Origin of the sequence: Bradyrhizobium sp. Pha-3 (assembly GCF_042258615.1) — a bacterium.
GTDB lineage: Bacteria > Pseudomonadota > Alphaproteobacteria > Rhizobiales > Xanthobacteraceae > Bradyrhizobium.
This window is the reverse complement of the sequence record NZ_CP170152.1, coordinates 9,175,386-9,199,006: the sequence shown is the minus strand read 5'-3', so window position 1 is coordinate 9,199,006 and position 23,621 is coordinate 9,175,386. Positions and strand designations below refer to the sequence as shown.

Here is a 23,621-nt window from a genome sequence, read left to right as displayed (position 1 = left end):
ATCATTCTTACGCCTTGCGTTCGCGCACCGAACCTTCCTGCGCGACGGACGCCACCAGCGTGCCGTCGGGCTTGAAGATCTGGCCGCGGGTCAGGCCGCGGCCCGACTGCGCGCTCGGCGAATCCTGCGCGTAGAGCAGCCATTCGTCGGCGCGGAACGGGCGGTGAAACCACATCGCGTGATCGAGGCTCGCCGGCATCATGCGCCGGTCGAACAGCGTGCGGCCGTAGCGCGCCATGACGGCGTCGAGCAGCGAGAAATCCGACGCATAGGCGAGCGCGCACAGATGCAGCGCCGGATCGTCGGGCAGTTTCGCCGCGGTGCGGATCCAGACATGGATGCGGCCGTCCTCGATCTGCTGGCCGAAATAGCGGCCGAGCTCGACCGGGCGCAGCTCGATCGGCCGGTCGCTCTCATAGTAGCGGCGGATGAACACCGGCATTTCCTTGAACATCGGCTGCTTCGACACTTCCTCCGCGGTCAGCTTCTCCGGCGGCGGCACGTCGGGCATCTTCTCCTGGTGATTGAAGTTGCTCTCTTCCTCGGCGTGGAACGAGACCATGATGGAGAAGATCGCGTTGCCGTGCTGGATCGCGGTGACGCGGCGGGTGGTGTAGCTCTTGCCGTCGCGCAGCCGCTCGACCTGGTAGATGATCGGGATCTGCGGATCGCCCGGCAGGATGAAATAGCAATGGATCGAGTGCGGCAGGCGGCCCTCGACGGTACGGCAGGCCGCGACCATGGCCTGGCCGATCACCTGGCCGCCGAATACCCGCTGCCAGCTCGTCTTCGGGCTGTTGCCGCGGAACAAATTCACCTCGAGCTGCTCGAGATCGAGGATGGACAGCAGGTCGATCAGGCTCTTGGACATGGATGGCTTTCTTCGTTGCCTTCAGCGTCATTCCTGGGCTCGCCAACGGGTCGCGCGAATGCGCGCCCGATGACAAGCTCCGCAAGAACCCGGAATCCATTCATCTACGGATCACGCAGCCCAATGGATTCCGGGCTCGCGCTGCGCGCGCCCCGGAATGACGTTCGTTTAGGTCGAGGACCTTGTTTCTGCCCCCTGTTTCGCCCAGCTATTATCAGGTAGCAAGCACAGTCTGAGAGCGCAGGGTGCGCAAGGGAACGGCATGCCGGCACAGCGAAGTATTGTCATCTGCGGGGGCGCTTTTGCGGGGTTGGCGCTGGCCGTGGCGTTGCGCCAGGGGCTGGGGCCGGACATTCCGGTCATCGTGGCCGATCCGGCGCTGAGCCAGCGCCCAAGCCGCGATCCGCGCGCGACCGCGATCGTGGCGGCCTGCCGGCGGCTGTTCGAGACCCTCGGCGTCTGGGGGCAGGTGGCGCCGACGGCGCAGCCGATCACCGACATGGTCGTGACCGACTCCAAGCTGGAGGATGCGACGCGTCCGGTGTTCCTGACCTTCGCCGGCAATGTCGAGCCCGGCGAGCCGTTCGCCCATATGGTCGAGAATCGCTATCTGATCGATGCGCTCGCGACCCGCGCCGAGGCCGAGGGCGTCGAGCTGCGCGCCACCGCGGTGTCGAGTTTCGACTCGCGGCCCGACGGCGTCAGCGTCCGGCTGGCCGACGGCACTGATATCGATGCAAGCCTTCTGGTTGCCGCCGACGGCGCACGCTCGAAGCTGCGCGAGCGCGCCGGGATCGCGACCCATGGCTGGGACTATGACCAGTCCGGCATCGTGGTCACCGTCGGGCATGAGCGCGAACATCACGGCCGCGCCGAGGAGCATTTCCTGCCCGCGGGTCCGTTCGCGATCCTGCCGCTGACCGGCAATCGCTCGTCGCTGGTGTGGACCGAGACGCGCAAGGCCGCCGCGCGCATCACGGCGCTGAGCGAGGAGGAATTCCACGCCGAGCTCGAGCAGCGCTTCGGCCTGCACCTCGGTGAGATCAAGGCTCTCGATAAGCCGCGTGCGTTTCCGCTCGGCTATTTCGTTGCACGCTCGTTCATCGCCGAACGCCTGGCGCTGATCGGCGACGCCGCGCATGTGATCCATCCGATCGCGGGACAGGGTCTCAACATGGGCCTGAAGGATGTCGCGGCACTTGCCGAGGTCGTCGTCGATGCGGCGCGGCTCGGCATGGATCTCGGACAAGCCGACGTGCTCGAGCGCTATCAGCGCTGGCGGCGCTTCGATACGATGGCGATGGGGGTTGCCACCAACTCGCTGAACTTCCTGTTCTCCAATGAATCGACGCTGCTGCGCACCGTGCGCGACATCGGATTGGGCCTCGTCGATCGCGCGCCGCCGCTGAAGAGCATGTTCATCCGCCAGGCGGCGGGATTGTCAGGCGAGGTGCCGCGGCTGCTGAAGGGCGAGGCGCTCTAAGACTTGCGCGGTGCCGTAGCCCGGATGCAGCGAAGCGAAATCCGGGAAGGTCTCTGAACTGCGTGCACCAGGTCCCGGATTGCGCTTCGCTCCATCCGGGCTACGGGGCCGTTCGCACCTTCGCCAGCAACACGAGCCCCAGCACGAAGAACCCCACCAGCACCGCCATGCCGTATTTCTGGCTCGCGGTCGCGGCCGTGATCGCGCCGATCAGCAGCGGGCCGATGAACGACGTCACCTTTCCGGTCAGCGCGAACAATCCAAAATACTGCGCGATGCGATCCTTCGGCGCGAGGCGGATCAAAAGCGAGCGTGAGGCCGCCTGCAACGGCGCGCCGGTGGCGCCGATCAGGCAACCCAGCACGATATAGGCGCGCTCGGCAGCGCCGGCGAACAACGGACCGCCAGGCACCGGCGGCGCGACCGGGATGAACAGGATGGAATCCTTGTTCACGGTGAGGATCACGATGATCGCAAACAGTAGGATCACGAGACTGCCGGTGATCACCCGCTTCGGCCCGAACGCATCGTCGAGCTTGCCGCCGAGCCAGCCGCCGAACGTCCCCGCCACCGCCAGGATGATGCCGAAGGTGCCGATCCGGATCGTGTCCCAGCCGAACGTGCCGGCGGCATAGATGCCGCCGAACGCGAACAGCGAGACCAAGCCGTCGGTGTAGATCATGTTCGCCAACAGAAACCGCGCCAGCGATTTCTGCTTCGGCAGGCTCACCAGTGAATCCCTGAGCTCGCGCAGGCCTTCGCCGACCGCCGCGCGCATCGGACGCTTCGCCGGATAGTCCGGCGTGAACAGGAACATCGGCGTCACGGAGATGATGAACCACAGCCCGGTCAGCGGCCCGGTGATGCGGTCGCCTTCATGCATGACGGGATCGAGACCGAACAGCGGCGTGAAGCCGAACAGCGTGCGGCCGGTCTCGGCATTCGCGGCGAGGAAGCCGAGCACCAGCACGAGACTCAGGATGCCGCCGACATAGCCGGTGGCCCAGCCGGTGCCCGAGAGCCGCCCGATCCGGTCCGGCGGCACCAGCGTCGGCATCATCGCATTGTTGAAGACGGTCGCGAACTCGACGCCGACGCTCGCGATCGCATAGGCCAGCAGCAGCGCGGGGATGATGTCGGGATTGCCGGGCTTGCCGATCCACATCGCGCTCGAGCCGATCACCAGCAGCGCGCCGAAAACGGCGATCCACGGCTTGCGCCGGCCGCTGGCGTCGGCGATCGCACCGAGCACCGGCGACAGCAGCGCGATCGCAAGGCCTGCGGCTGCGGTGGCAAAGCCCCACAGCGCCTGCCCGCTTGCGGCATCGGGTGCGACGAAGCTCGCGAAATAGGGCGCGAACACGAAGGTCGTGATCAGCGTGAAGTAGGGCTGCGCCGCCCAGTCGAAGAAGATCCAGCTGACGACGGCGGCGCGGCCAGGATAGGTCTTCGCATGTTCAGTGCCCGTCTGCATTGTTGCCGTCATCGCGAAAGATATTCCCCAACTCGAACCACAGGCAGGCTTTTGCCGCTTCAATCCGTTCCCATATAGCATGGGCCGGTTTGCTGATACGGCGATGAACAGGGCAGGACATTTCGATGGCGCTGACAGCAACGATGTCGCGACGGCTGTTTGCCGCTCTCCTGGCGATCGGCATCGCAACACCGGCCATAGGCCAGGTACAACGTCGCGCTTACGAGCCCTCAGCCAACAATACGATTCAAAGCATCCACGCCGAAAACGGCATGGTGGTGGCGCAGGAGAAGCTCGCTGCGCGGGTCGGCACCGATATCCTGCGGCAAGGCGGCAACGCCGTCGACGCCGCGGTCGCCACCGGCTTTGCGATGGCGGTGACCTATCCGCGTGCCGGCAATATCGGCGGCGGCGGCTTCATGGTGATCCATCTCGCCGGCCGCAATGAAGACGTCGCGATCGACTATCGCGAAACCGCGCCGCAGGCCGCAACCCGCGACATGTTCCTGAACACCGACGGCAAGCCCGATCCCGACAAGTCGCGCAACTCCGCGCTCGCGATCGGCGTGCCCGGTACGGTCGCGGGCCTCGCGCTGGCGCTGGAGAAATATGGCTCCGGCAAGTTCACGCTGGCGCAGATCGTTAAGCCCGCGATCGATCTCGCCCGCGACGGTTTCATCGTCACCGACGATACGTCGGATACGCTGGCGGACATGTATCGCCGCATGTCGCGCTGGCCCAATTCTGCCAGGACGTTCTCGCATGCCGACGGCAGGCCGCTGCATGAGGGCGACCGCCTGATCCAGGGCGATCTCGCTGGCGTGCTGACGGCGATTGCCGAGCAGGGGCCGCGCGGCTTCTACGAGGGCGCGGTCGCCGAGAAGCTCGTCAGCGGAATCAAGAATGCCGGCGGCATCTTTACGCTCGAGGATCTGAAGACCTACCGGCCGGTGATCCGCACCCCGATCCGCGGCACCTATCGCGGCTATGACATCGTCTCGATGCCGCAGCCTTCCTCCGGCGGTGTCGTGCTGCTGGAGATCCTCAACATCCTCGAAGGCTTTCCGATGTCGGACATGAAGCAGGGCTCGGCCGCCTCGCTGCATGTCATGATCGAGGCGATGAAGCGCGCCTATGCCGATCGCGCCCGCTATCTCGGCGATCCCGCCTTCGTCGACGCGCCGACGCAGCTGCTGATCGACAAGGATTATGCCGCCAGGCAGCGCGCGACCATCGACCTCGCCCGCGCCACGCCCTGGACCGATGTGCGCAACGCCAAGCAGCCGCACGAGGGCGACAACACCACGCATTATTCGGTCGTCGATGCCGGCGGCAACGCCGTCAGCAACACTTACACGCTGAACTTCCCCTACGGGGTCGGCCTTGTCGCCGACGGCACCGGTGTGCTGCTCAACAATGAGCTCGACGATTTCACCGCGGCGCCCGGCGCCTCCAATGCGTTCGGCCTGGTCGGCTTCGAGGCCAATCTGCCGGGACCCGGCAAGCGCCCGCTGTCGTCGATGTCGCCGACCATCGTGCTGAAGGACGGCAAGCCGGTGCTGGTGACGGGATCGCCGGGCGGCAGCCGCATCATCTCCGCGGTGACGCAGATCATCGTCGACGTCATCGACTACAAGATGGACATCGCCGCAGCAGTCGCCGCGCCCCGCATGCATCATCAATGGCTGCCCGACGAGGTCCGGATCGAGCGCGGCTTTCCCGACGAGGTGCTGGCCGAGCTGCGCGCCAAGGGCCACAAACCGGTCGAGCCGCTCGGCTACTCCTCCGCGAACTCGATCGTCGTCACGACCAGCGGTCTGCTCGGCGCACCCGACCCGCGCACGCGCGGCTCGGAAGCGGCGGGATACTAGAGCTTGATCCGGAAAAGTGCGAAGCGGTTTTCCGAAAAGATCATGCTCAAACTAAAGACCTAGAGGGGCAAACGCGGCTTTGCCCGGGCTGGTACATCGCGATAGATTGGCGGTCCGCGCAACTCCGGCCGCGGATCGCAAAACAGCCGGTGAATGATTTCTCCGGGGAACGCGCATGAGCACGGCCGAATCCAAATCCATCGAAGTCGCAGAGATCGAGGACACCAGTCTCCTCGCCTTCTATCGCGACATGAACCTGCCGGAGCGGCGCACATTCTGGGCCTGCGCCTCGGGCTGGACGCTCGACGGCATGGATTTCATGATCTATCCGCTGGTGATCGGCACCATCATCACGCTGTGGAAGGTCGATGCCGGCACTGCCGGCCTCGCCGGCACCGTGACGCTGCTGGCCTCCGCCGTGGGCGGCTGGCTCGGCGGCTATCTCTCCGACCGGATCGGGCGGGTGAAGACGCTGCAGCTCACCATCATCTGGTTCTCGTTCTTCTCGCTGGTCTGCGCCGTGGTGCAGAATTTCGACCAGCTCCTGATCGCCCGCGCGCTGCTCGGTCTCGGCTTCGGCGGCGAATGGGCGGCCGGCGCGGTGCTGATCGGCGAAGCGATCCGGCCGCAATACCGCGGACGCGCGGTCGGCTCGGTGCAGTCGGGCTGGGCGATCGGCTGGGGCCTTGCGGTGCTGGCGCAGGCGGTCCTGTTCTCGATCCTGCCTCCGGAGAATGCCTGGCGCTGGATGTTCGTGATCGGCGCGCTGCCGGCGCTGCTCGTGTTCTATCTGCGCCGCTATGTCACCGAGCCGGAGATCTCCGCCGCGACGATGGCGCAGCAGCAGGCATCCGGCAGCGGGCCCGCCGCATTGTGGGAGATCTTCCAGGGACCGATCCTGAAGACCACGCTGCTGGCCTCGCTGGTCGGCACCGGCATGCAGGGCGGCTATTACGCCATCACCTTCTGGGTGCCGCGCTTCCTCACCACCGAGCGCAAGCTCTCGGTGGTCGGCTCAACCGGCTATCTCGCGACGCTGATCATCGGCTCGTTCATCGGCTATCTGGTCGGCGCCTGGCTTGCCGACCGGATCGGGCGGCGCAATCTGTTCCTGATCTTCTCGCTCGGCGCCATCGCGATCGTGCTGCTCTATACCCAATTGCCGCTCTCCAACGAGGTTCTGTGGGTGCTGGGCTTCCCGCTCGGCTTCTTTGCCTCGGGCTATTTCTCCGGCATGGGCGCGTTCCTGACCGAGCTCTATCCGACCCGGCTGCGCGGCTCCGGACAGGGCTTCTGCTACAATTTCGGCCGCGGTGTCGGCGCGCTGTTTCCGTTCCTGGTCGGCGCGCTCTCGACCACGACGACGCTCGCCAACGCGATCGCGATCTTCGCGGTGGCGGCCTATGCCGTGTTCTTCATCGCCGCCTACGCGCTGCCGGAAACGCGCGGGCGCGTGCTGCATGCGGGTGGATAGGCGGGGAGGTAGCGTCATGCCCGCGCCGCTTGCTCAACTTCGCCTCCCCCCTCTTGTCCGCCGAAGCCTTGGCGAAGGCGGATGTGGGAGAGGCAAAGGCCGCCTGCGGCGGCCGTCCAATCGAACGCCGAAGCAAAGCTTCGGCTACGTTGCATCGCCAGATGCAATCCGGGTGAGGGGTCGCGGTCTGTCCATGCAGTACGCCGTGTGGAGAGATACCCCTCACCCCCAACCCTCTCCCACAAGGGGAGAGGGAGCCATCGTCTCGCGCGTCCCTCACAGGAGGCTCTCATGACATCGCTCAAAGGCAAAACGCTGTTCATCTCGGGTGCAAGCCGCGGCATCGGGCTTGCGATCGCGCTGCGCGCCGCGCGCGACGGCGCAAATGTCGCGATTGCGGCGAAGACCGCCGAGCCGCATCCGAAGCTGAAAGGCACGATCTACACCGCCGCCGACGAGGTTCGCGCCGCCGGCGGCAAGGCGCTCCCGGTGCTCTGCGACATCAGGGACGAGGCCCAGGTGATGGCGGCGATTGAGCAGACCGTCGCCGAATTCGGCGGCATCGACGTCTGCGTCAACAATGCCAGCGCCATCAGCCTGACCAACTCGCAGGCAACCGACATGAAGCGCTACGATCTGATGATGGGGATCAACACCCGCGGTACCTTCATGGTGTCGAAATACTGCATCCCGCATCTGAAGAAGGCGGAGAATCCGCACATCCTGATGCTGTCGCCACCGCTGGACATGAAGACGAAGTGGTTCGAGCACTCGACCGCCTACACGATGGCGAAGTTCGGCATGAGCATGTGCGTGCTCGGGCTGGCCGGCGAACAAAAATCCGCCGGCATTGCCGTCAACGCGCTGTGGCCGCGCACGACGATCGCAACCGCCGCGGTCGGCAATCTGCTCGGCGGCGACGCCATGATGCGCGCGAGCCGCACGCCCGAAATCATGGGCGATGCGGCCTACGCGATCATCACGCGGCCATCGCGCGAGTTCACCGGCAATTTCTGCATCGACGACAAGGTGCTCTACGCCAACGGCGTGCGCGACTTCGAGCGCTATCGGGTCGATCCGTCGGTGCCGTTGATGTCGGATTTCTTCGTGCCCGACGACGACGTGCCGCCGCCCGGCGTCACCGTGCAGCCGTTGCCGTCGGCGGGCGGCGCGCAGACGCCGCGTTGAACGCGACTAGATTGCCGACGCGTTCAGCTGCGCGCGCCAATGCTGCACGCGCTCCTTGAGCAGCGTGTCGCGCACATAGGCGAGCTCCTCGTCCTCGATACGCTCCAGCGTTTCGAGCGAGAGACTGTCCGCGCCATGCGCCGACCAGGCGCGCTGCAGCTCGGCATTGCGGTGGCTGCCCATCCGCAGCGTGAACCAGATGCGGTTCTGGATTTTCTCCAGATCGAGCGCCTGCCCGACCCAGACCTCGCCGGTCGCGCGGCAGCGGATCGCGAACACGCCGGCGACGGCAGCGCGCTTCTTGTAGTCGGCGATGGCCAGCTTGCGGTCCTCGGTCTTCATGGCGGCTCCTGTCGGGTCGGCCCGCCATTTATACCCGGATATTATTGACAGCGCAATTACACCCGGATAAAACTACGCCATCGAAACCGGGAATCGGACGCGCTGACATGGACACCACCTGCCATCTGAAGCCGACGTGGAATGCAGGGCGCGACTTTGCCCAGCGCGAGATCGCGGGCGAACTCGTGATGCTCAACCTGCTGCGTTTTCGCGACATCGCCGACTATTCGCAAAGCCCCGAGCTGGCTCCGCCGCAGCCTGTCACGGGTGCGGAAGCCTACGACCGCTATGTCGCCCACACGCTGCCGCATCTGCGCAAGAGCGGCGGCGACATCCTGTTCATGGGTGAAGGCGGCGCGTTCCTGATCGGGCCCGAGGGCGAGCGCTGGGATCGCGCGATGCTGATCCGCCAGAGGAGCCGTGGCGCGTTCCTAGCCTTCGCGGTGGCGGAGGCCTACCTCGCCGGCATCGGACACCGCACCGCGGCGCTGGCGGATTCGCGCCTGCTGCCACTTGCCGAGCTACCGCGATGACCGACCTGTTAGCGGCCGACCTCGTACGGCCCGCCCTTCTCGAGCGCCCGCGCATAGGCCGGGCGCGCGTGGATACGCTCGAGGAAGGCAACGCATTTCGGATGACCGTCCTCGAGCCCGCCGCGCGCGGCGGCAGCCTCCAGCGGAAAGCTCATCTGGATGTCGGCGCCGGAGAACTCGCTGCCGGCGAACCACTCGCTCTTGCCGAGCTCGCCTTCCCAATAGGCCATGTGCTGCTTGAGCTGCGGATTGACCAGCGTGGACAGCGCCTGGTTCGAGACTTTGCGCACCAGCGGCCGCAGCAGCGCCGGTGCGCGCTTCGGCATCAGCGTGAACAGCAGCTTCAAGAGCAGCGGCGTCATCGCCGAGCCTTCGGCATAGTGCAGCCAATAGGTGTAGCGCAGCCGCTCCGGCGTATCGGCCGGCGGGATCAGGCGGCCATTGCCGTAGGTCGCGATGATGTATTCGAGGATCGCGCCGGATTCCGCGATCGTGTTGCCATTGTCGGTGACGACCGGCGACTTGCCGAGCGGATGGATCGCGCGCAGCTCCTTCGGCGCCCGCATGTCGGGCTGCCGCTGGTAGCGTACGATCTCGTAGGGCACGCCCAATTCCTCGAGCAGCCACAGCACGCGCTGCGAGCGGGAATTGTTGAGATGATGAACCGTCAGCATGGGCGTCCTCTGAAATGTCGGCGCTATCGGGCGGCGTTTGGTGCCGGCCGGGAACAGAAAAGTCGAGATCCACGCGCCGTGCTAGCTGGAAATGACCCGGGCAATACGTCGCGCAATCGGAGAGGTCTACCATGAATCCTGCCTATGTCGCCTTCGAAGGCGAGCATCGCATCGGGGCCGGTGACCTCGCGGAGGTCGCACGCGCCGCCAAGCAGCTGCTCGACCGGCGCAAGGATGCCGCGGTCCTGGTCTTCAACGGCCGTACCTCGGCGCTGGTCGATATCGATTTCCGCGGCTCGGTCGACGACGTGCTGGCGCGGCTGCCGAAGCTCGCGCCTCCGCTCGACGAGGAGCCGGCGGCGGCGACCGCGCCGCGCGGTCCCGGACGGCCGAAGCTTGGCGTCGTGGCGCGCGAGATCACGCTGTTGCCGCGGCATTGGGACTGGCTCGCACAGCAGAAGGGCGGCGCATCGGTCGCGATCCGCAAGCTGATCGACGAGGCGCGGCGCGCCAGCGGCGACAAGGACCGCACGCGCAGCGCGCAGGATGCCGCCTATCGCTTCATGACAACGATGGCCGGCAACCGGCCGCATTACGAGGACGCGATCCGCGCCCTGTTTGCGCACGACCGACGGCGCTTTGCGACGCTGATCGCGGACTGGCCCGCCGATATCCGCGACCACGCGATCGGCCTCGCCTATAGCGATCAAGCGGACTGACGCGTTTTCGCGCGAAATGGGTGGCGGCCGCGGGTCGGTGATTTGGCTTCAGAGCAGAGCCGAAGACCCGCGCCGCCGCCGTCCTGACGGTCTTAATTTTTGGAAGTTGAACGTGTCCAAGCCTCCTTCTCTACGCAAAGCCTTCCTGTCGTTCCTGGCGCCGATGCTGCTGAGCAATGTGCTGCAGTCGCTGTTCGGCACCATCAATGGCATCTATCTCGGCCAGATGATCGGCGTCGACGCGCTTGCCGCTGCGTCGGTGTTCTTCCCGGTGATGTTCTTCTTCATCTCCTTCGTGATCGGCCTGAGCGCGGGCGCCTCGGTCATGATCGGCCAGGCCTGGGGTGCCGGCGAGCCCGACCGCGTCAAGGCCGTTGCCGGCACGACCATGACCGTGACGCTGCTGCTGGCGCTCGCGATCGCGATATCAGGCGGCCTGTTCGCCCGCCCGCTCTTGATCGCGCTCGCCACGCCATCAGACGTTCTCGACGCCGCTGTATCGTATGCGCGGATCATGATGATCACGATGCCGGTGACCTTCGCATTCCTGCTGCTCGCGGCGATGATGCGCGGCGTCGGCGACACCGTGACGCCGCTGGTGGCGCTGACGGTCTCGACCGTCGTCGGCCTCGTGGTGACGCCCGCATTGATCCGCGGCTGGCTTGGACTGCCGATGCTGGGCGTCGCCAGTGCCGCAATCGCCTCCGCGGTCTCCGGCGTCGTCACGCTGCTCTGGCTGCATATCCACATGCTGCGGCACAAGCATCCGCTGGCCTTCGACGCCGCGTTCCTGCGCGCGATGCGGCCGAACGGCGCGCTGCTGCGCATCGTGCTGCGGCTCGGCATTCCGACCGCGATCGGCATGGTGGTGGTCTCGCTCGCCGAACTCGTGCTGCTCGGCCTCGTCAACGGGTTCGGCTCGGACGCCACCGCCGCCTATGGCGCGGTCAACCAGGTGATCGGCTATGTGCAGTTTCCGGCGATCTCGATCGCCATATCCGTGTCGATCTTCGGCGCGCAGGCGATCGGCCGCGGCGACGCCAACCGGGTCGGCGCCATCGTCCGGACCGGGATCGAGATGAATCTCGCCCTGACCGGCGGACTGGTCGTGCTCGGCTATCTGTTCGCCCGGCCGCTGATGGGGTTCTTCATCGTCGACGGCGCGGTGCTCGCGCTCGCGCAGCAGCTTCTCTACATCGTGCTGTGGAGCATGGTGCTGTTCGGCATGGCGACAGTGTTCTCGGGCGCGATGCGTGCCGGCGGCACGGTGTGGATGCCGCTGTTCATCTCGATCCTGGCCATGGCGCTGGTCGAGGTCCCGGTCGCGATCCTGCTCAGCCGGGCCATCGGCATCAGCGGCATCTGGATCGCTTATCCCGCCACCTTCGCAACCATGTTCCTGCTGCAGATGGCCTATTACGCCCTGGTATGGCGCAAGCAGACCATCAAGCGGCTGATTTGACATCGCGCGCCGTGGCTCACATGATGAGTATCATATTCTACTGATGGCGCCTGCGGCAGCAGGTCCATGCTAGACAAGCCCAAACGAGACAAGCCGAGGGGAGAGACCGCCGTGAGCCAGAATCCGCAATTCCTGTTCGATTTCGGCAGCCCCAATGCCTTCCTCAGCCACGAGGCGATCCCGGCGATCGAGCAGCGCACCGGCGTCAAGTTCGAATACGTCCCGATCCTGCTGGGTGGCATTTTCAAGGCCACCAACAACAAGTCGCCGGCCGAGACGCTGGCCGGCGTCAAGAACAAGCCGGAATTCATGAAGATCGAGACCGAGCGCTTCCTCAAGCGCTTCAACGTCAAGCCTTACACCTGGAACCCGTTCTTCCCGGTCAATACGCTGAACCTGATGCGCGCGGCGGTCGCCGCCCAGCTCGAGGGCGTGTTCGAGAAATACATCGAAGCGGCGTTCCACCACATGTGGGTCGAGCCGAAGAAGATGGACGATCCCGAGGTGGCCGGCAAAGCCATCGCCGCCTCCGGCCTCGACGCCGCCAAACTGTTCGCCCGCGCGCAGGACGCCGACGTCAAGGCCAGGCTGATCGCGAACACACAGGCCGCCGTGGAGCGCGGCGCGTTCGGCTCGCCGACCTTCTTCGTCGGCAACGAGATCTTCTTCGGCAAGGAGCAGCTGCGCGAAGTCGAGGAACTGGTGTCGGGAAAGTGAGATGAGCGAATGGCCAATAGCGGGTAGCGAATAGTTGAACAGCAGCCCTATCTATTGGCCATTCCCCATTCGCTCTTCGCTCGCTTCCCGGGCAACAACAAAGAAGGACAAATTCCCATGCGCGTTCTCGTTGTCGGCGCCGGTGCGATCGGCGGTTACTTCGGCGGCCGGATGCTTCAGGCCGGCCGCGACGTCACTTTTCTCGTCCGGCCCCGCCGCGCCTCCGAGCTCGCCTCCGCCGGGCTCGTGATCAAGAGCCCGAACGGCGACGTCACGCTGAACAATCCGCCGACTGTGCAGGCAGACAAGCTCTCGGACAAATTCGACGTCGTGCTCTTGAGCTGCAAGGCGTTCGATCTCGAAGACGCGATCAAGTCCTTTGCGCCTGCTGTCGGCGACAAGACCGCGATCATCCCGCTGCTCAACGGCATGCTGCACCTCGATGCGCTGGACAGGAAGTTCGGTGCCCGGCATGTGCTCGGCGGGCTCTGCGCGATCGCGGCGACGCTGAACGAGAAGCGCGAGGTGGTGCAGCTGCAGCCGATGCAGTCGCTCGGTTTCGGCGAACGCGCCGGCGGCCTGTCGGACCGGGTGCGCGCGATCGCCGACACTTTCTCTGTGATCAACGGCGCGGCCGCCAGCGACCACATCATGCAGGACATGTGGGAGAAGTGGGTGTTCCTGGCGTCGCTCGCCGCCTCCACCAGCCTGATGCGGACATCGGTCGGCAACATCCTCGCCGCGCCCGGCGGCCAGGATTTCCTGCTCGGCATCCTCGACGAATGCAGCGCGATCGCCGCCGACGCCGGCCATGCACCAGGTGGCCCGTTCTTCCAGCGCACCCGTGGGCTCCTGACCACCGAGGGCTCGCCGATGACCGCATCGATGTTCCGCGACATCAAGGCGGGGCTTCCGGTCGAGGCCGATCACGTGATCGGCGACCTGATCGTGCGCGCCGATGCCGCGAAGATCCCGGTGCCGAAACTGCGCACGGCCTACACGCATCTCAAGGCGTATGAGAAGCAGCGGGGATAACTTCCACCCTCCCCTGGAGGGCCCTGGAGGGGGAGGGTCGGCTCACATGAAGCGAAGCGGAATGTGAGACGGGGTGGGGTGATCTCTCAACACGGGCACTGTTCGAGCGGAGAGACCGTCACCCCACCTCGTCGCTCATTTCATTCGCGCCGATCCTCCCCCTCCAGGGGAGGATAAGAAAGCACGACGAGCGCCCTCTCACAGATGCGCCAGATAATGCGCGAGCGCGGTGATCTCTTCGTCGCTCAAGGGATAGGCGACATCGGCCATCGCCGCCTGCGCCCCGCCGGAGCGCACCCCCGACTTGTAGTCGTGCAGAGCCTTGACGAGGTATTCCTCGCGCTGGCCGGCGATGCGGGCGACCGCCTTGGTGCCGACAAAGGTGTCGGTGTGGCATGAGGCGCAGCGGCGGCCGGCGGCGGCCTGCTTGCCCTTCTCGGACAATTCCGGATTGTCGTCCTTGCTGCCCTTGAACGGTGTCAGCGACGCGAAATAGGCGCCGAGATTGCGGATGTCGTCGTTGCTGAGCTGCTCGACGATCGGCTGCATCTGCTCGTTCTTGCGCGCACCGGCGCGGAAGAACACCAGCTGCCATTGAATGAACTGGTCCAGCTGGCCGGCGAGCGAGGGAATGTTCTCGGTCTGCGAGATGCCGTTGTCGCCATGGCATCCGGCGCAGATTTCGGCCTTCGCCTTGCCGGCGGCAACGTCAGCGGCCTGGGCGGACGACGCCAGCAGCATGGCCGCTGTCAGAATTCCAAACGACGCATGACGCATGGTCAGTTTCTCCGGCTGTCATTGCCGGGCTTGACCCGGCAATCCATCGCGTTTGCTAAAGGGTTCTTGTTGGGATGGATGCCCGGATCCCGTCTTCGCCAAGGCTCCGACGAGGCTCCGGTCTCAGGCACGCCGTAGCCTTGGCGAAGGCGGCAAGTCCGGGCATGACGAGGTGGTTTCGCGGTTGATCGCAACAGGGGCTGCGGTTGCCTCTTGGCCACCGCAGCCCCGCATGGGTTCAACCGTTACTTCTTGCTGTAGCTGATGCGATAGATCGCACCGGCCCAGTCGTCGGCGACGAGGATGGAGCCATCCTTGTCGAGCAGGATGTCGGCGGGACGTCCGAGATAGCCCTGGTCACCCTCGATCCAGCCGGAGGCGAAGATCTCCTGCTTGGCATTCTTGCCGTCGGGGCTCGCGGTGATCTTCACGATGCGGCCGCCCTGGTACTTGTGCCGGTTCCAGGAACCGTGCTCGGCGATCAGGATGCTGTTCTTGTACTCGGCCGGGAATTGGCTGCCGGTATAGAACTTCATGCCGAGCGGAGCGACGTGTGCGCCGAGATTGTAGACCGGCGGGGTGAACTCCGAGCACTTGTGACCCATCGCAAACTTGGTGTCCGGCAAATTGCCCTGGTGGCAATAGGGATAGCCGAAGTGCTCGCCCATCTTCGAGATCATGTTGAGCTTGTCGCTCGGCAGATCGTCGCTGATCCAGTCGCGGGCGTTTTCGGTGAACCAGTACTTGCCGGTGCGCGGATCGACGTCGCCACCGACCGAGTTGCGCACGCCGAGTGCATAGATTTCCGCATTGCCGGTCTTGGGATCGACGCGGCGGATCTGCGACACCGAGGTCGGCGGGATGCCGATGTTGAAGGGAGGTCCGAACGGAATGTAGAACCAGCCGTCCTTGTCGACGGCGATGTATTTCCAGCCATGCGCCGCATACGACGGCATGTCGTCATACACCACCTTGCCGCTGCCGAGATTGTCGAGATTGGCTTCGGCATTGTCGTACTTGATCAGCTTGTCGACCGCGATGACGTAGAGCGCGCCATCGCGGAACGTGAGGCCGGTCGGCATGTTGAGGCCCTTCAGGATGGTCTTGACCTCCTTCTTGCCGTTGTTGTCCTTGATCGCATAGACGTTGCCGAGCCCGAACGAGCCGACGAACAGCGTGCCCTTGTCGCCCCAGGCCATCTGCCGCGCCGCGAGTACGTTCGAGGCATAGACCTCGATCTTGAAGCCCGGCGGCAGCTTGATCTTCTTCATCATGGTGGCGAGTTCGGCGTCGGACGCGCCGGTCGGCGGACCGGACGGCGGGGCAAGGCCCTTCTGCGCTTCGGTCTCGTCGCCGAGGAACCAGTCATCCGGCGGATGGGTCCAGAATTCCTTGGTGCCGGACTCGTACTTCTTCAGCGCCCGGTTCTTGTCGGTTTGTTGCTGTGCGTTGGCGAAGGTGGTCCCCGCCAGCAGCGCAATCGCCGCGAACGCAAGTATGGATCGATTGAAAGCCGATTTCATCGCGTCACTCCCCTACGCAAGCTGTTGCAGCTTGCCTGTTATTGATTTTGAACGCCCTGAGAGATGATGGTGGCGGTCTGTGAGGTAGGTCAGACGGCAAAATGGTAGCAACATCCATCGACGCTGAAAAGCGCGTGCAATGGTGTGCGCTGCGTCAAAACAAGTTGAGACGAAATTTGAGACGAAATTTTCTCGCGCTGGCTGCCTGATAACAAGGCATTCTGCACCGCAGCGTAATATTCGAACGAAGCTAACGCTCGCATCACGCCCCCCGCGACACGCGGGCAGATATAGGAGCATACGGTTGCGCGTATTCGTCACGGGAGGGACCGGTGTGATTGGCTCGGCTGTGGTGCGCACGTTGATCGCTCACGGCCATCGCATCGTGGCGCTGGCGCGATCGGAGGCGGCGGCGACCCGCCTTGAGGCACGCGGCGCTACGCCAATGCTTGGCGACATCTCTTCACCGCAAGCATGGGTTGCAGGGCTTCCCGGCATCGATGCCGTGATTCACACGGCCTGCGATTTCACGTCAGATATGGGCCCAGTCGAACTGCGCATGCTGAACGCGCTACTGCCTGCGCTTGCGGCACGACCGGGCAGAATCCGCTTCATCTACACCGGTGGCTGCTGGCTGTTCGGTGCGACAAATGACACCATCGCGACCGAGAGAGCAGCGTTTCGCCCGTTACCCGCCTTCGCGTGGATGGTGCCGCATCTGCAACGCGTCCTGGCCTCGCACGAAATCCATGGCATCGTGATTCACCCCGCAATGGTCTATGAACCCGACGGGGGCGTCTTCCGCCGGTTCGCGCGTGAAACGTTCAATGGCGAAGCGATCCGAATCGTCGCGGGCGGAGATGTTCGCTGGCCACTGGTCCACCGCAATGACTTGGCCGCACTTTATGCGCTTGCGCTTGACCGCGCGCCGGCGGGATCAAGCTATATCGGCGCTGCCATCGAAGGCTGTCCGGTCGGACGCATCGCGCGCGCCTTCGCAAGGCGATCGGGTGGACCAAGCGAGCCGACGATCATCTCCGCGGACGCGATTGCTACCGAACTCGGTGAATGGGCCAGGGGCTATGCACTCGATCAGCGTCTGAGCGGCGGCAAGGCACGGCAGGAGCTCGGCTGGCGGCCGAAGCATCTCGATCCCGAAGCAGAGATCGCAGCCCTTGCCTGAAAAGCAAAAAAGCCCGCACCAATGGGCGGGCCTTCATCAGACTGTCAGCTCGGTCAGCGAGATATTTTGGAGCGGGCGAAGGGGCTCGAACCCTCGACCCCGACCTTGGCAAGGTCGTGCTCTACCACTGAGCTACACCCGCATCCGAAATGGCGGCGATCGCTCGCCGCAACGGCAGACCTATGCCAAATGCTGTCTGTGAATGCAACACAAGAGCGCGGTCCGAACTTCACGAAATCGCACGGTTTCCTTAAAAATTGACCCCGAATCGGCCAAAACCAGTCGTCGCGACGATTTCTTTTTATGTTTCGGCCGGAACCGGCCTCAGAGCCATCTCATCCCGGAGCGATTCGAGCCAGGTCTCGAACCAGCCGGTCAGCGTCTGCGCCAGTTCGACGCGGCGGTCCGCGTCGCAATCGAACACCGCCCACCATTCGATAAAGGCCCGGTCGCCGTCGACCACCGGGGTTACCCGCAAGGTCGCGCTGAAATCCGTCATCGGCAGGGTCGGTGGACCGGCAAATTCGTAGGTCTGGAAGCGCTCGACGTCGGATTGGGCGAGCAGCCGCTGCCGGATCCGCCGTTCCCGGTACAGGACGTTGCGCACGGCGCCGACGGTATCGCCGGACTTGCCGTCCTCGATCTCGCTGCTGCCCGCGCCGTGGACCCAGACCGGGTAATTGTTGAAATCGCGGATGATTTTCCAGACCTCGCCGGCCGGCTGCTCGAACACGGTGCTGTAATAGGCCTTTGCCATCGGCGATCCCCTGTTGCCATGAAGGAGCGCCATCGTCGGCCGTTCCGGACCTCAAACCCACCCGATCTCCGATGGAACAGGTCGGGCGGCGAACGATTGAATTTTGCCGGCCGACCGCCATTTACTGGGCATGCTCCGGGATCATGCTCTAGGCTGACAGAACGGCTGAACGCGCCGTCCGGAGCGTGCTAGAACGCCCCCGTATTTTTCCGACCTCAGAAGACCAAGGCGAGGACAACGTGACGATAATGGAGCAGGGCGGCCCCACGCCCCAGGCAGCGCCCGATCTGATCAAGGAGACGACGACCCAGACCTTCGTCAAGGACGTCATCGAGGAATCGCGCCGCCAGCCGGTCATGATCGACTTCTGGGCGCCCTGGTGCGGTCCCTGCCGCCAGCTCACGCCGATGCTGGAAAAGGCGGTCCGCAACGCCAAGGGCCGGGTCAAGCTGGTCAAGATGAACATCGACGAGCATCCGCAGATCCCCGGCCAGATGGGCATCCAGTCGATCCCGGCCGTGATCGCCTTCGTCAACGGCCAGCCCGCCGACGGCTTCATGGGCGCGGTGCCGGAGAGCCAGATCAACGCCTTCATCGAGAAGATCACCAAGGGTGTGCCCGCCGCAGGCGAGCCCAATCTTGCGGAGATCCTGGCCGAGGCCGACGCCGTGCTGGCCGAGGGCGATGTCGAGGCTGCCGCGCAGATCTATGCCGAGGTGCTGGCGCACGACGCCACCAACATCGCGGCGCTGGCCGGCCTCGCCAAGTGCTACGTCACGTCGGGTGCGGTCGAGCAGGCCAAGCAGACGCTCGCGATGGTGCCGGAGTCCAAGCGCAATGACGCCGCGGTGAAAGCGGTGCAGGCGGCGATCGATCTCGCCGAACAGGCGCAGTCGGTCGGACCGATCGCGGAGCTGGAACAGAAAGTCGCCGCAAACCCGCTCGATCATCAAGCCAGGTTCGATCTCGCGACCGCGCTTAATGCCATGAACAAGCGCACGGAGGCGACCGAGCAGCTGCTCGCGATCGTCAAGCGTGACCGGAAGTGGAACGACGACGGCGCGCGCAAGCAGCTGGTGCAGTTCTTCGAAGCGTGGGGCGGCACCGATGAGGCAACCGTCGAAGGGCGCAGGCGGTTGTCGACGATTCTGTTCTCGTAACGCACGCCCGTCACAGCAGCGGGACCGCAGATGCCGATCAATGCCGAATATCGCGGGCCCGGCGAGCTCCCCGAGGTGATCCCGGTGTTCCCGCTGCCTGGCGCGCTGCTGTTGCCGCGCGGCCAGATGCCGCTCAACATCTTCGAGCCGCGTTATCTCGCGATGATCGACGACGCGCTGCGCGACGGTCACCGCCTGATCGGCATGATCCAGCCGGATGTGGCGCATTCGCAGAAGGAGGCGAAGCCGGCGCTGTTCCGAATCGGCTGCGTCGGCCGCATCACCCAGCTCGCAGAATCCGGCGACGGCCGCTACATCCTCGAACTGACCGGCGTCGCACGCTTCAAGGTGGTCGAGGAGCTGGCCGTGCAGACGGCGTACCGGCAGTGCAAGGTCGACTTCTTCTCCTTCACCGGCGACTTCACCGCACGCAAGGGCGAGGATGCCGTCGATCGCAAGGCGCTGCTCGAGGTACTCGCGGATTTCCTGGAGGCCAACAATCTGAAGGTCGACTGGGAGGGCATCGAGTCCGCGCCGAACGAGGCGCTGGTCAATGCGCTGGCGATGATGTCGCCCTATGGACCGGCCGAGAAGCAGGCGATGCTCGAGGCGCCCGACCTGAAGACCCGCGCCGAGATCCTGATCGCGGTCACCGAGATGGACCTCGCCAAGAAACGCACCTCGGGCGACCCGCCGGTGCAATGAGGCGCTTCACCGCAACTCTCGCCGGCCCAGCCAGATGTGAAGCGGAAACATCAAGGATAGGGCAAATCCCGCTGTGAGGTGGATCCAACTCATCCACGGCCGCACCTCCTCGGATCCAAGGTAATAGAGCCCGAAGGCGGTCACGATCAGGACGGCGTTGAACGCCGCCATGATCGATCCCGAAATGCGATTCTTGCGGCTCCGCCACGCGCGCAGCAGATGCACGGGGATGAGGGCGCCCAGCGTCAGCAGTGCCAGCATGGCGACACCGCCATGAACCATCAATAGATTGGCCGCGGCCTGCTGCCAGATCTCGTCGCCGGCCACGTTCTTTTGCCAATCCGCCACCAGCCAGCCGGCGCCCGTCAGTAACAGCGCTGCGAACGTCGCGTACATCGAATAGCGAAACGAACGTTTAAGCCGCAAGGTGCACCGCCTGAGACCAGTCGGAAGTGATCTGAACGTTGCCGTGGGCCGAGATCAGCAAGGCACTTGCCCTGTAATGCTCGAGCAGGTCGCCGGCATCGGTCGCCGAGATCATGACAGCCTTCGTCAGCGCATCGGCGATCATGCATGAGGGCGCGCGGACCGTGGCGCCTATGACGACGTTTGTCGGATTGCCGGTGGCGGGATCGATGATTGCCGAAGTGGTGGAAGGTGCTCCGTCGACCAAATCAAAACGAAGCGCCGTCGATGCCAGCGCCCGATCCGTCAGCTCGATGCGAGCGAGCAGGCGGAGCGGGTCGCGGGGATCGCGTAGATGGACCGTGTGCGGTTCCTGTCCGAACACCCGAAGATCGCCCCCGGCATTCACCACCCCGCCCGGAATATCGAAGCCGCGCAACACCTCGACCGCGCGGTCGACGGCAAAGCCCTTGGCGATCCCTCCGAGATCGATCGTGATGCCCGGTGATCGAAGGCGCACGGCTTGTTCGGGCAGCAGCTCGATCGCATTGTCGAGGCGCAGTTCGGACCCGATGACGCGATCGCCGTCCGGTCCGGGCAGCAGGCCCATGGCTTGCAACACCGGCGCAACGGTGACATCGAAGGCACCCTTGGAGCGGCGATGCATCTCGAGCGCCGCCTCCAGGACCTCGAACGTCCAGGCATCAACGCGCGTCGGCCGGACGCCGGCTTCGCGGTTGAGGCGGCTGACGTCGCTGTCGTGCTCGTGAAAGCTCATCAGCTGATGAACCCGCGCGACCGCATCGAATGCGGCGTCAATGGCGGCATCCGTTTGGGATCCGGCGGCAGCCGCCACCTCGATCTCGACGAAGGTGCCGAGCAGCGGCCGGGCGCGGCGAATACTATCGAAGGCGATTGGCATAGGCGGCCAAGATCCTCTTCACGCCCTCCGTGACATGCGTCGACGACAGCGTCGCGCCGGAGATATTCCGGATGTCGCCGTTGATCTTCAACGCACTGCCGCCGGTCTTGCCGACGAATTGCGCCAGCCAGCTCGGGCTCCGGATCTCGCCGCCATAGGACTCCCGATATTGCAGGATCTCGACCTTATGGACTGCGCCGCCCGGCGTCAGCGCCACGGCATAGTCGATGAACAGGTGCTTGCCGATCACCCGGTCGAAGATGAAGAAACCCGCGACCTTGCCTCCGGCTTCGGCCTTCCAGACGCGGCCTGCCTGGACTTCGGTGAAATTCGTCGCCGACGGAAACGCCTGCTTCTGCGCCTCCTCGATCGACAGGTACTGAACGGCATAGGCCGGCGAAGCCGCCGACACGATCGCCGCTGCAGGCAGTGTATATCGAACCCAACTCATCTTTCACTTCGCTCCCATCGTTTTCGTCATGCCACGGCGCACGTGTCTCGCGCGCCACGTCGATCTCAGAAGAAAAAGCCGACGCCACCGAGGAACGAATCCGACATCGCGCCGGTGATGCTCTTGTCGATGACGTGCTGGTAGGTCGCCTTCAGCACGACCTTCGGCGACGGGAACAGCGCGAAGCCGGCGGTATGGAACTGGCGTTGGCCTGCGCCGGTCGGCATATTGGCGTCCGTGCCGGCAAAGCCACCGGTCTGCAGGTTCTGGTAGGTGTAGCGATAGAACGGTACCGCCTCCCACTCGCTGTTCAGGACGGTACCGAGCTGAACGTGATAGGCGATCTCGCCGGAATAACCGTACATCGACTTGCCGACATTGTTGGTGGGATCCGAATCGTTGTTCGCGCGCAGATTCTCCGGATGACCGAAATCCGCGCGGACATACTCGCCGCGAAGCTCGAGTCCCGTTTCAGGGACGCGGTAGCGGAACTCGGCGTCGAACATCGCCAGACTGGAGCGGCCGAGGAAATTGCCGAGATCATCGTGCGCCCCCCGTGGCGTCGTGTTCGGCGAGAAGTAGGCGCTTACACTTCCCGCGAAGCCGGGCACGAATGTCGGCGTGACGTCGAGCCGTCCGGAGACGGCGACGGCATTGTTGAGCTGCTGGAAGTCGCCGAGCGGGGGCCTGGAGAACCCGAGCCCATTCAGGCCATCGATGCCCGCGGCATAGGGCGTTCCGGGAAGCGGCACGGTCTTGGCCGCGGTGCGATTGTCGAAGGTATCGCCGAAGTCCTCGTTGCTGGTGCTGACCATCACCTGATACTTCAGATCTTCGCTGATGGTGCCGTAGACGCTGCTCGCCGGCACCTTCCAGGTCGATGGAATGAGGCCGTTGTACAATTCGGGCCGATTCACACTGTAGAACTGCGTCGGCTCGTGATGCTGGTTGAAATAGCCGATCGGCACGAGATCGATGCCGGGCGCGCGCCAGTTGAACTGATCGAGGATCTTGAAGTCGATCCAGAGCTGCTCGATCTCCGCGGTGCCGTGCAGCTTGTCGTCGTTGTCGAAACCGGACCCCGCGTGCTCGAACTCGATCTCGGCGTTGAAGATGATGTTCGGCGTGATTGCATAGGTCGGCAACAAGACGAATCGTGCAGCATCGAAGCCCTTCTGCCACTGGCCGTTGGCGGCAGGGTTTTGCATGCTACCGAACTTGATCTCGCCATAGGCGCCGATGCTGAGACCGGCCACGGGCGAGTCCGCCAGCCCGAGAATGGGCTTGTCACCCACCGCCGGCAGCGGCGGGAGATTCAGCATCGGCTTGGCGGGCGCCTCTGTGGATTGGGCCGCGAGCGTGCCCTTGCTTCCCTTCGTTTCCTGCTTTGCGTCCGTCGCCTCCTTCGCATCGGTGGGCGACGCCGTCGCGGTGACGCTGCGGGTCGAGGCCGGCCGCGATGAGGACCTGGCATCGACGCCGGCCTGAGGATGACTTTCCTTTTCCTTCAACTCGGCTTCGAGGGCTTCGATGCGCCGCTCCATCTTGTCGAGCTTTTTCAGCAATGCCTCGTTCGCGCTATCGTCTGCCGCGAAGGCGCCGCCGCTGGTGAGGACTGACAGCGCGGTCGCGGCGAGCAGCGCCGCGCGCCTGGAATTAAAGCCAAGTTCGAATTTCGATGCCCCTAACCCCACGCAACGACGCGATGACATGTGCCCCCCTTGCTCCGCGGAAACGAAAAGCCCGCGACATAAGGGCGCACCTAACACTACCGAGAATTATTTCGGAGAGTTTCCGCCATCCTGGTGGCAGCTCCGCAGTTAGAATCGCTCAAGTTTAGAATTAGAATAAGAATAAGCTTCAATGGCAGGTCGGAATTTTCCGGCACCGACGGC

The 23,621-nt window shown here is 64.5% G+C and carries 23 protein-coding genes and 1 tRNA gene; 12 read left to right on the top strand and 12 right to left on the bottom strand.

Annotated features, from left to right (window positions below; translation table 11 throughout):
* Positions 1–7 precede the first annotated feature (7 nt).
* Positions 8–871, bottom strand: a complete 864-nt coding sequence (tesB, locus tag ACE10Z_RS42930; protein WP_375786069.1) for an acyl-CoA thioesterase II — start codon at positions 869–871, stop codon at positions 8–10.
* A gap of 262 nt (positions 872–1,133) precedes the next feature.
* On the opposite strand from tesB, the gene ACE10Z_RS42925 reads away from it, so the two are divergent.
* On the top strand, positions 1,134–2,354 hold the full coding sequence (locus ACE10Z_RS42925; RefSeq protein WP_375786068.1) for a ubiquinone biosynthesis hydroxylase: 1,221 nt from the start codon (positions 1,134–1,136) through the stop codon (positions 2,352–2,354).
* A 100-nt stretch (positions 2,355–2,454) separates the two neighbouring features.
* Here the strand turns inward: ACE10Z_RS42925 and ACE10Z_RS42920 are convergent, their stop codons facing one another.
* Complete coding sequence (locus tag ACE10Z_RS42920; RefSeq protein WP_375786067.1) at positions 2,455–3,828, bottom strand: MFS transporter; 1,374 nt, start codon at positions 3,826–3,828, stop codon at positions 2,455–2,457.
* A gap of 125 nt (positions 3,829–3,953) precedes the next feature.
* Here ACE10Z_RS42920 and ggt point away from each other — a divergent pair, with 125 nt between their 5' ends.
* From ggt to ACE10Z_RS42905, 3 genes are all read left to right on the top strand, one after another.
* Positions 3,954–5,699: a gamma-glutamyltransferase gene (gene ggt / locus ACE10Z_RS42915; RefSeq protein ID WP_375786066.1), complete on the top strand. Its 1,746-nt coding sequence runs from the start codon at positions 3,954–3,956 to the stop codon at positions 5,697–5,699.
* Between the two features lie 175 nt (positions 5,700–5,874).
* The gene (locus tag ACE10Z_RS42910) at positions 5,875–7,173 is read left to right on the top strand and encodes an MFS transporter (RefSeq protein ID WP_375786065.1); all 1,299 of its coding nucleotides are present in this window, start codon (positions 5,875–5,877) and stop codon (positions 7,171–7,173) included.
* Positions 7,174–7,464: 291 nt separating this feature from the next.
* Positions 7,465–8,361, top strand: a complete 897-nt coding sequence (locus tag ACE10Z_RS42905) for an SDR family oxidoreductase (RefSeq protein ID WP_375786064.1) — start codon at positions 7,465–7,467, stop codon at positions 8,359–8,361.
* 6 nt (positions 8,362–8,367) lie between these two features.
* Here ACE10Z_RS42905 and ACE10Z_RS42900 read toward each other — a convergent pair whose 3' ends face one another.
* Positions 8,368–8,703 (bottom strand): GIY-YIG nuclease family protein, encoded by a 336-nt coding sequence (locus ACE10Z_RS42900; protein ID WP_375786063.1) that lies wholly within the window; start codon positions 8,701–8,703, stop codon positions 8,368–8,370.
* 107 nt (positions 8,704–8,810) lie between these two features.
* On the opposite strand from ACE10Z_RS42900, the gene ACE10Z_RS42895 reads away from it, so the two are divergent.
* Positions 8,811–9,236 carry a DUF1330 domain-containing protein gene (locus ACE10Z_RS42895; RefSeq protein WP_375786062.1) on the top strand — a complete coding sequence of 142 codons (426 nt, stop codon included), beginning with the start codon at positions 8,811–8,813 and terminating at the stop codon, positions 9,234–9,236.
* Between the two features lie 8 nt (positions 9,237–9,244).
* Here the strand turns inward: ACE10Z_RS42895 and ACE10Z_RS42890 are convergent, their stop codons facing one another.
* Positions 9,245–9,910 (bottom strand): glutathione S-transferase family protein, encoded by a 666-nt coding sequence (locus tag ACE10Z_RS42890; RefSeq protein WP_375786061.1) that lies wholly within the window; start codon positions 9,908–9,910, stop codon positions 9,245–9,247.
* 131 nt (positions 9,911–10,041) lie between these two features.
* On the opposite strand from ACE10Z_RS42890, the gene ACE10Z_RS42885 reads away from it, so the two are divergent.
* From ACE10Z_RS42885 to panE, 4 genes are all read left to right on the top strand, one after another.
* Positions 10,042–10,629, top strand: a complete 588-nt coding sequence (locus tag ACE10Z_RS42885; protein WP_375786060.1) for a DUF2239 family protein — start codon at positions 10,042–10,044, stop codon at positions 10,627–10,629.
* A gap of 106 nt (positions 10,630–10,735) precedes the next feature.
* Positions 10,736–12,091, top strand: coding sequence for an MATE family efflux transporter (locus tag ACE10Z_RS42880; protein WP_375786059.1), 1,356 nt, complete (start codon positions 10,736–10,738; stop codon positions 12,089–12,091).
* 66 nt (positions 12,092–12,157) lie between these two features.
* On the top strand, positions 12,158–12,808 hold the full coding sequence (locus ACE10Z_RS42875) for a 2-hydroxychromene-2-carboxylate isomerase (RefSeq protein ID WP_375786058.1): 651 nt from the start codon (positions 12,158–12,160) through the stop codon (positions 12,806–12,808).
* A 117-nt stretch (positions 12,809–12,925) separates the two neighbouring features.
* Positions 12,926–13,843: a 2-dehydropantoate 2-reductase gene (gene panE / locus ACE10Z_RS42870; RefSeq protein WP_375786057.1), complete on the top strand. Its 918-nt coding sequence runs from the start codon at positions 12,926–12,928 to the stop codon at positions 13,841–13,843.
* Positions 13,844–14,041: 198 nt separating this feature from the next.
* Here panE and ACE10Z_RS42865 read toward each other — a convergent pair whose 3' ends face one another.
* Together ACE10Z_RS42865 and ACE10Z_RS42860 are read right to left on the bottom strand one after the other, a co-directional pair.
* Positions 14,042–14,620 carry a c-type cytochrome gene (locus tag ACE10Z_RS42865; protein ID WP_375786056.1) on the bottom strand — a complete coding sequence of 193 codons (579 nt, stop codon included), beginning with the start codon at positions 14,618–14,620 and terminating at the stop codon, positions 14,042–14,044.
* Between the two features lie 245 nt (positions 14,621–14,865).
* Entirely contained in the window at positions 14,866–16,143 is a 1,278-nt protein-coding gene (locus ACE10Z_RS42860) for a PQQ-dependent sugar dehydrogenase (protein ID WP_375786055.1), read from the bottom strand.
* Between the two features lie 139 nt (positions 16,144–16,282).
* Between ACE10Z_RS42860 and ACE10Z_RS42855 the strand changes: the two genes are divergently transcribed.
* Positions 16,283–17,326, top strand: coding sequence for an NAD-dependent epimerase/dehydratase family protein (locus ACE10Z_RS42855; protein WP_375786054.1), 1,044 nt, complete (start codon positions 16,283–16,285; stop codon positions 17,324–17,326).
* 67 nt (positions 17,327–17,393) lie between these two features.
* On the opposite strand, the gene ACE10Z_RS42850 is transcribed toward ACE10Z_RS42855, so the two are convergent.
* Both ACE10Z_RS42850 and ACE10Z_RS42845 read right to left on the bottom strand, forming a co-directional pair.
* A tRNA-Gly gene (locus ACE10Z_RS42850) sits at positions 17,394–17,468 on the bottom strand.
* A gap of 159 nt (positions 17,469–17,627) precedes the next feature.
* Entirely contained in the window at positions 17,628–18,083 is a 456-nt protein-coding gene (locus tag ACE10Z_RS42845; protein ID WP_375786053.1) for an SRPBCC family protein, read from the bottom strand.
* 239 nt (positions 18,084–18,322) lie between these two features.
* On the opposite strand from ACE10Z_RS42845, the gene trxA reads away from it, so the two are divergent.
* Together trxA and ACE10Z_RS42835 are read left to right on the top strand one after the other, a co-directional pair.
* On the top strand, positions 18,323–19,243 hold the full coding sequence (gene trxA / locus ACE10Z_RS42840) for a thioredoxin (protein ID WP_375786052.1): 921 nt from the start codon (positions 18,323–18,325) through the stop codon (positions 19,241–19,243).
* 30 nt (positions 19,244–19,273) lie between these two features.
* Positions 19,274–19,948, top strand: a complete 675-nt coding sequence (locus ACE10Z_RS42835) for an LON peptidase substrate-binding domain-containing protein (RefSeq protein WP_298370977.1) — start codon at positions 19,274–19,276, stop codon at positions 19,946–19,948.
* A gap of 6 nt (positions 19,949–19,954) precedes the next feature.
* Here the strand turns inward: ACE10Z_RS42835 and ACE10Z_RS42830 are convergent, their stop codons facing one another.
* The 4 genes from ACE10Z_RS42830 to ACE10Z_RS42815 form a co-directional block, all read right to left on the bottom strand.
* Positions 19,955–20,374, bottom strand: a complete 420-nt coding sequence (locus ACE10Z_RS42830; protein ID WP_375786051.1) for a hypothetical protein — start codon at positions 20,372–20,374, stop codon at positions 19,955–19,957.
* A complete protein-coding gene (locus ACE10Z_RS42825; RefSeq protein WP_375786050.1) occupies positions 20,364–21,209 on the bottom strand; it encodes an FAD:protein FMN transferase in 846 nt (281 codons plus the stop codon). The genes ACE10Z_RS42830 and ACE10Z_RS42825 overlap by 11 nt, the downstream gene beginning before the upstream one ends.
* A 46-nt stretch (positions 21,210–21,255) precedes the next feature.
* Positions 21,256–21,726 (bottom strand): FMN-binding protein, encoded by a 471-nt coding sequence (locus tag ACE10Z_RS42820; protein WP_375786049.1) that lies wholly within the window; start codon positions 21,724–21,726, stop codon positions 21,256–21,258.
* A 65-nt stretch (positions 21,727–21,791) separates the two neighbouring features.
* The gene (locus ACE10Z_RS42815) at positions 21,792–23,438 is read right to left on the bottom strand and encodes a hypothetical protein (RefSeq protein ID WP_375786048.1); all 1,647 of its coding nucleotides are present in this window, start codon (positions 23,436–23,438) and stop codon (positions 21,792–21,794) included.
* Positions 23,439–23,621 lie beyond the last annotated feature (183 nt).

Bases quoted from the DNA above. Each gene is read 5' to 3' on its own strand.
- ACE10Z_RS42900 (WP_375786063.1), bottom strand. From the start codon at position 8,703: ATGAAGACCGAGGACCGCAAGCTGGCCATCGCCGACTACAAGAAGCGC.
- panE (WP_375786057.1), top strand. From the start codon at position 12,926: ATGCGCGTTCTCGTTGTCGGCGCCGGTGCGATCGGCGGTTACTTCGGC.
- ACE10Z_RS42925 (WP_375786068.1), top strand. From the start codon at position 1,134: ATGCCGGCACAGCGAAGTATTGTCATCTGCGGGGGCGCTTTTGCGGGG.
- ACE10Z_RS42895 (WP_375786062.1), top strand. From the start codon at position 8,811: ATGGACACCACCTGCCATCTGAAGCCGACGTGGAATGCAGGGCGCGAC.
- ACE10Z_RS42845 (WP_375786053.1), bottom strand. From the start codon at position 18,083: ATGGCAAAGGCCTATTACAGCACCGTGTTCGAGCAGCCGGCCGGCGAG.
- ACE10Z_RS42855 (WP_375786054.1), top strand. From the start codon at position 16,283: ATGGTGTGCGCTGCGTCAAAACAAGTTGAGACGAAATTTGAGACGAAA.
- ACE10Z_RS42815 (WP_375786048.1), bottom strand. From the start codon at position 23,438: ATGTCATCGCGTCGTTGCGTGGGGTTAGGGGCATCGAAATTCGAACTT.
- ACE10Z_RS42905 (WP_375786064.1), top strand. From the start codon at position 7,465: ATGACATCGCTCAAAGGCAAAACGCTGTTCATCTCGGGTGCAAGCCGC.
- ACE10Z_RS42890 (WP_375786061.1), bottom strand. From the start codon at position 9,910: ATGCTGACGGTTCATCATCTCAACAATTCCCGCTCGCAGCGCGTGCTG.
- ACE10Z_RS42860 (WP_375786055.1), bottom strand. From the start codon at position 16,143: ATGAAATCGGCTTTCAATCGATCCATACTTGCGTTCGCGGCGATTGCG.
- ACE10Z_RS42820 (WP_375786049.1), bottom strand. From the start codon at position 21,726: ATGAGTTGGGTTCGATATACACTGCCTGCAGCGGCGATCGTGTCGGCG.
- ggt (WP_375786066.1), top strand. From the start codon at position 3,954: ATGGCGCTGACAGCAACGATGTCGCGACGGCTGTTTGCCGCTCTCCTG.
- ACE10Z_RS42920 (WP_375786067.1), bottom strand. From the start codon at position 3,828: ATGCAGACGGGCACTGAACATGCGAAGACCTATCCTGGCCGCGCCGCC.
- ACE10Z_RS42910 (WP_375786065.1), top strand. From the start codon at position 5,875: ATGAGCACGGCCGAATCCAAATCCATCGAAGTCGCAGAGATCGAGGAC.
- ACE10Z_RS42885 (WP_375786060.1), top strand. From the start codon at position 10,042: ATGAATCCTGCCTATGTCGCCTTCGAAGGCGAGCATCGCATCGGGGCC.
- ACE10Z_RS42865 (WP_375786056.1), bottom strand. From the start codon at position 14,620: ATGCGTCATGCGTCGTTTGGAATTCTGACAGCGGCCATGCTGCTGGCG.
- ACE10Z_RS42875 (WP_375786058.1), top strand. From the start codon at position 12,158: ATGCTAGACAAGCCCAAACGAGACAAGCCGAGGGGAGAGACCGCCGTG.
- ACE10Z_RS42835 (WP_298370977.1), top strand. From the start codon at position 19,274: ATGCCGATCAATGCCGAATATCGCGGGCCCGGCGAGCTCCCCGAGGTG.
- tesB (WP_375786069.1), bottom strand. From the start codon at position 871: ATGTCCAAGAGCCTGATCGACCTGCTGTCCATCCTCGATCTCGAGCAG.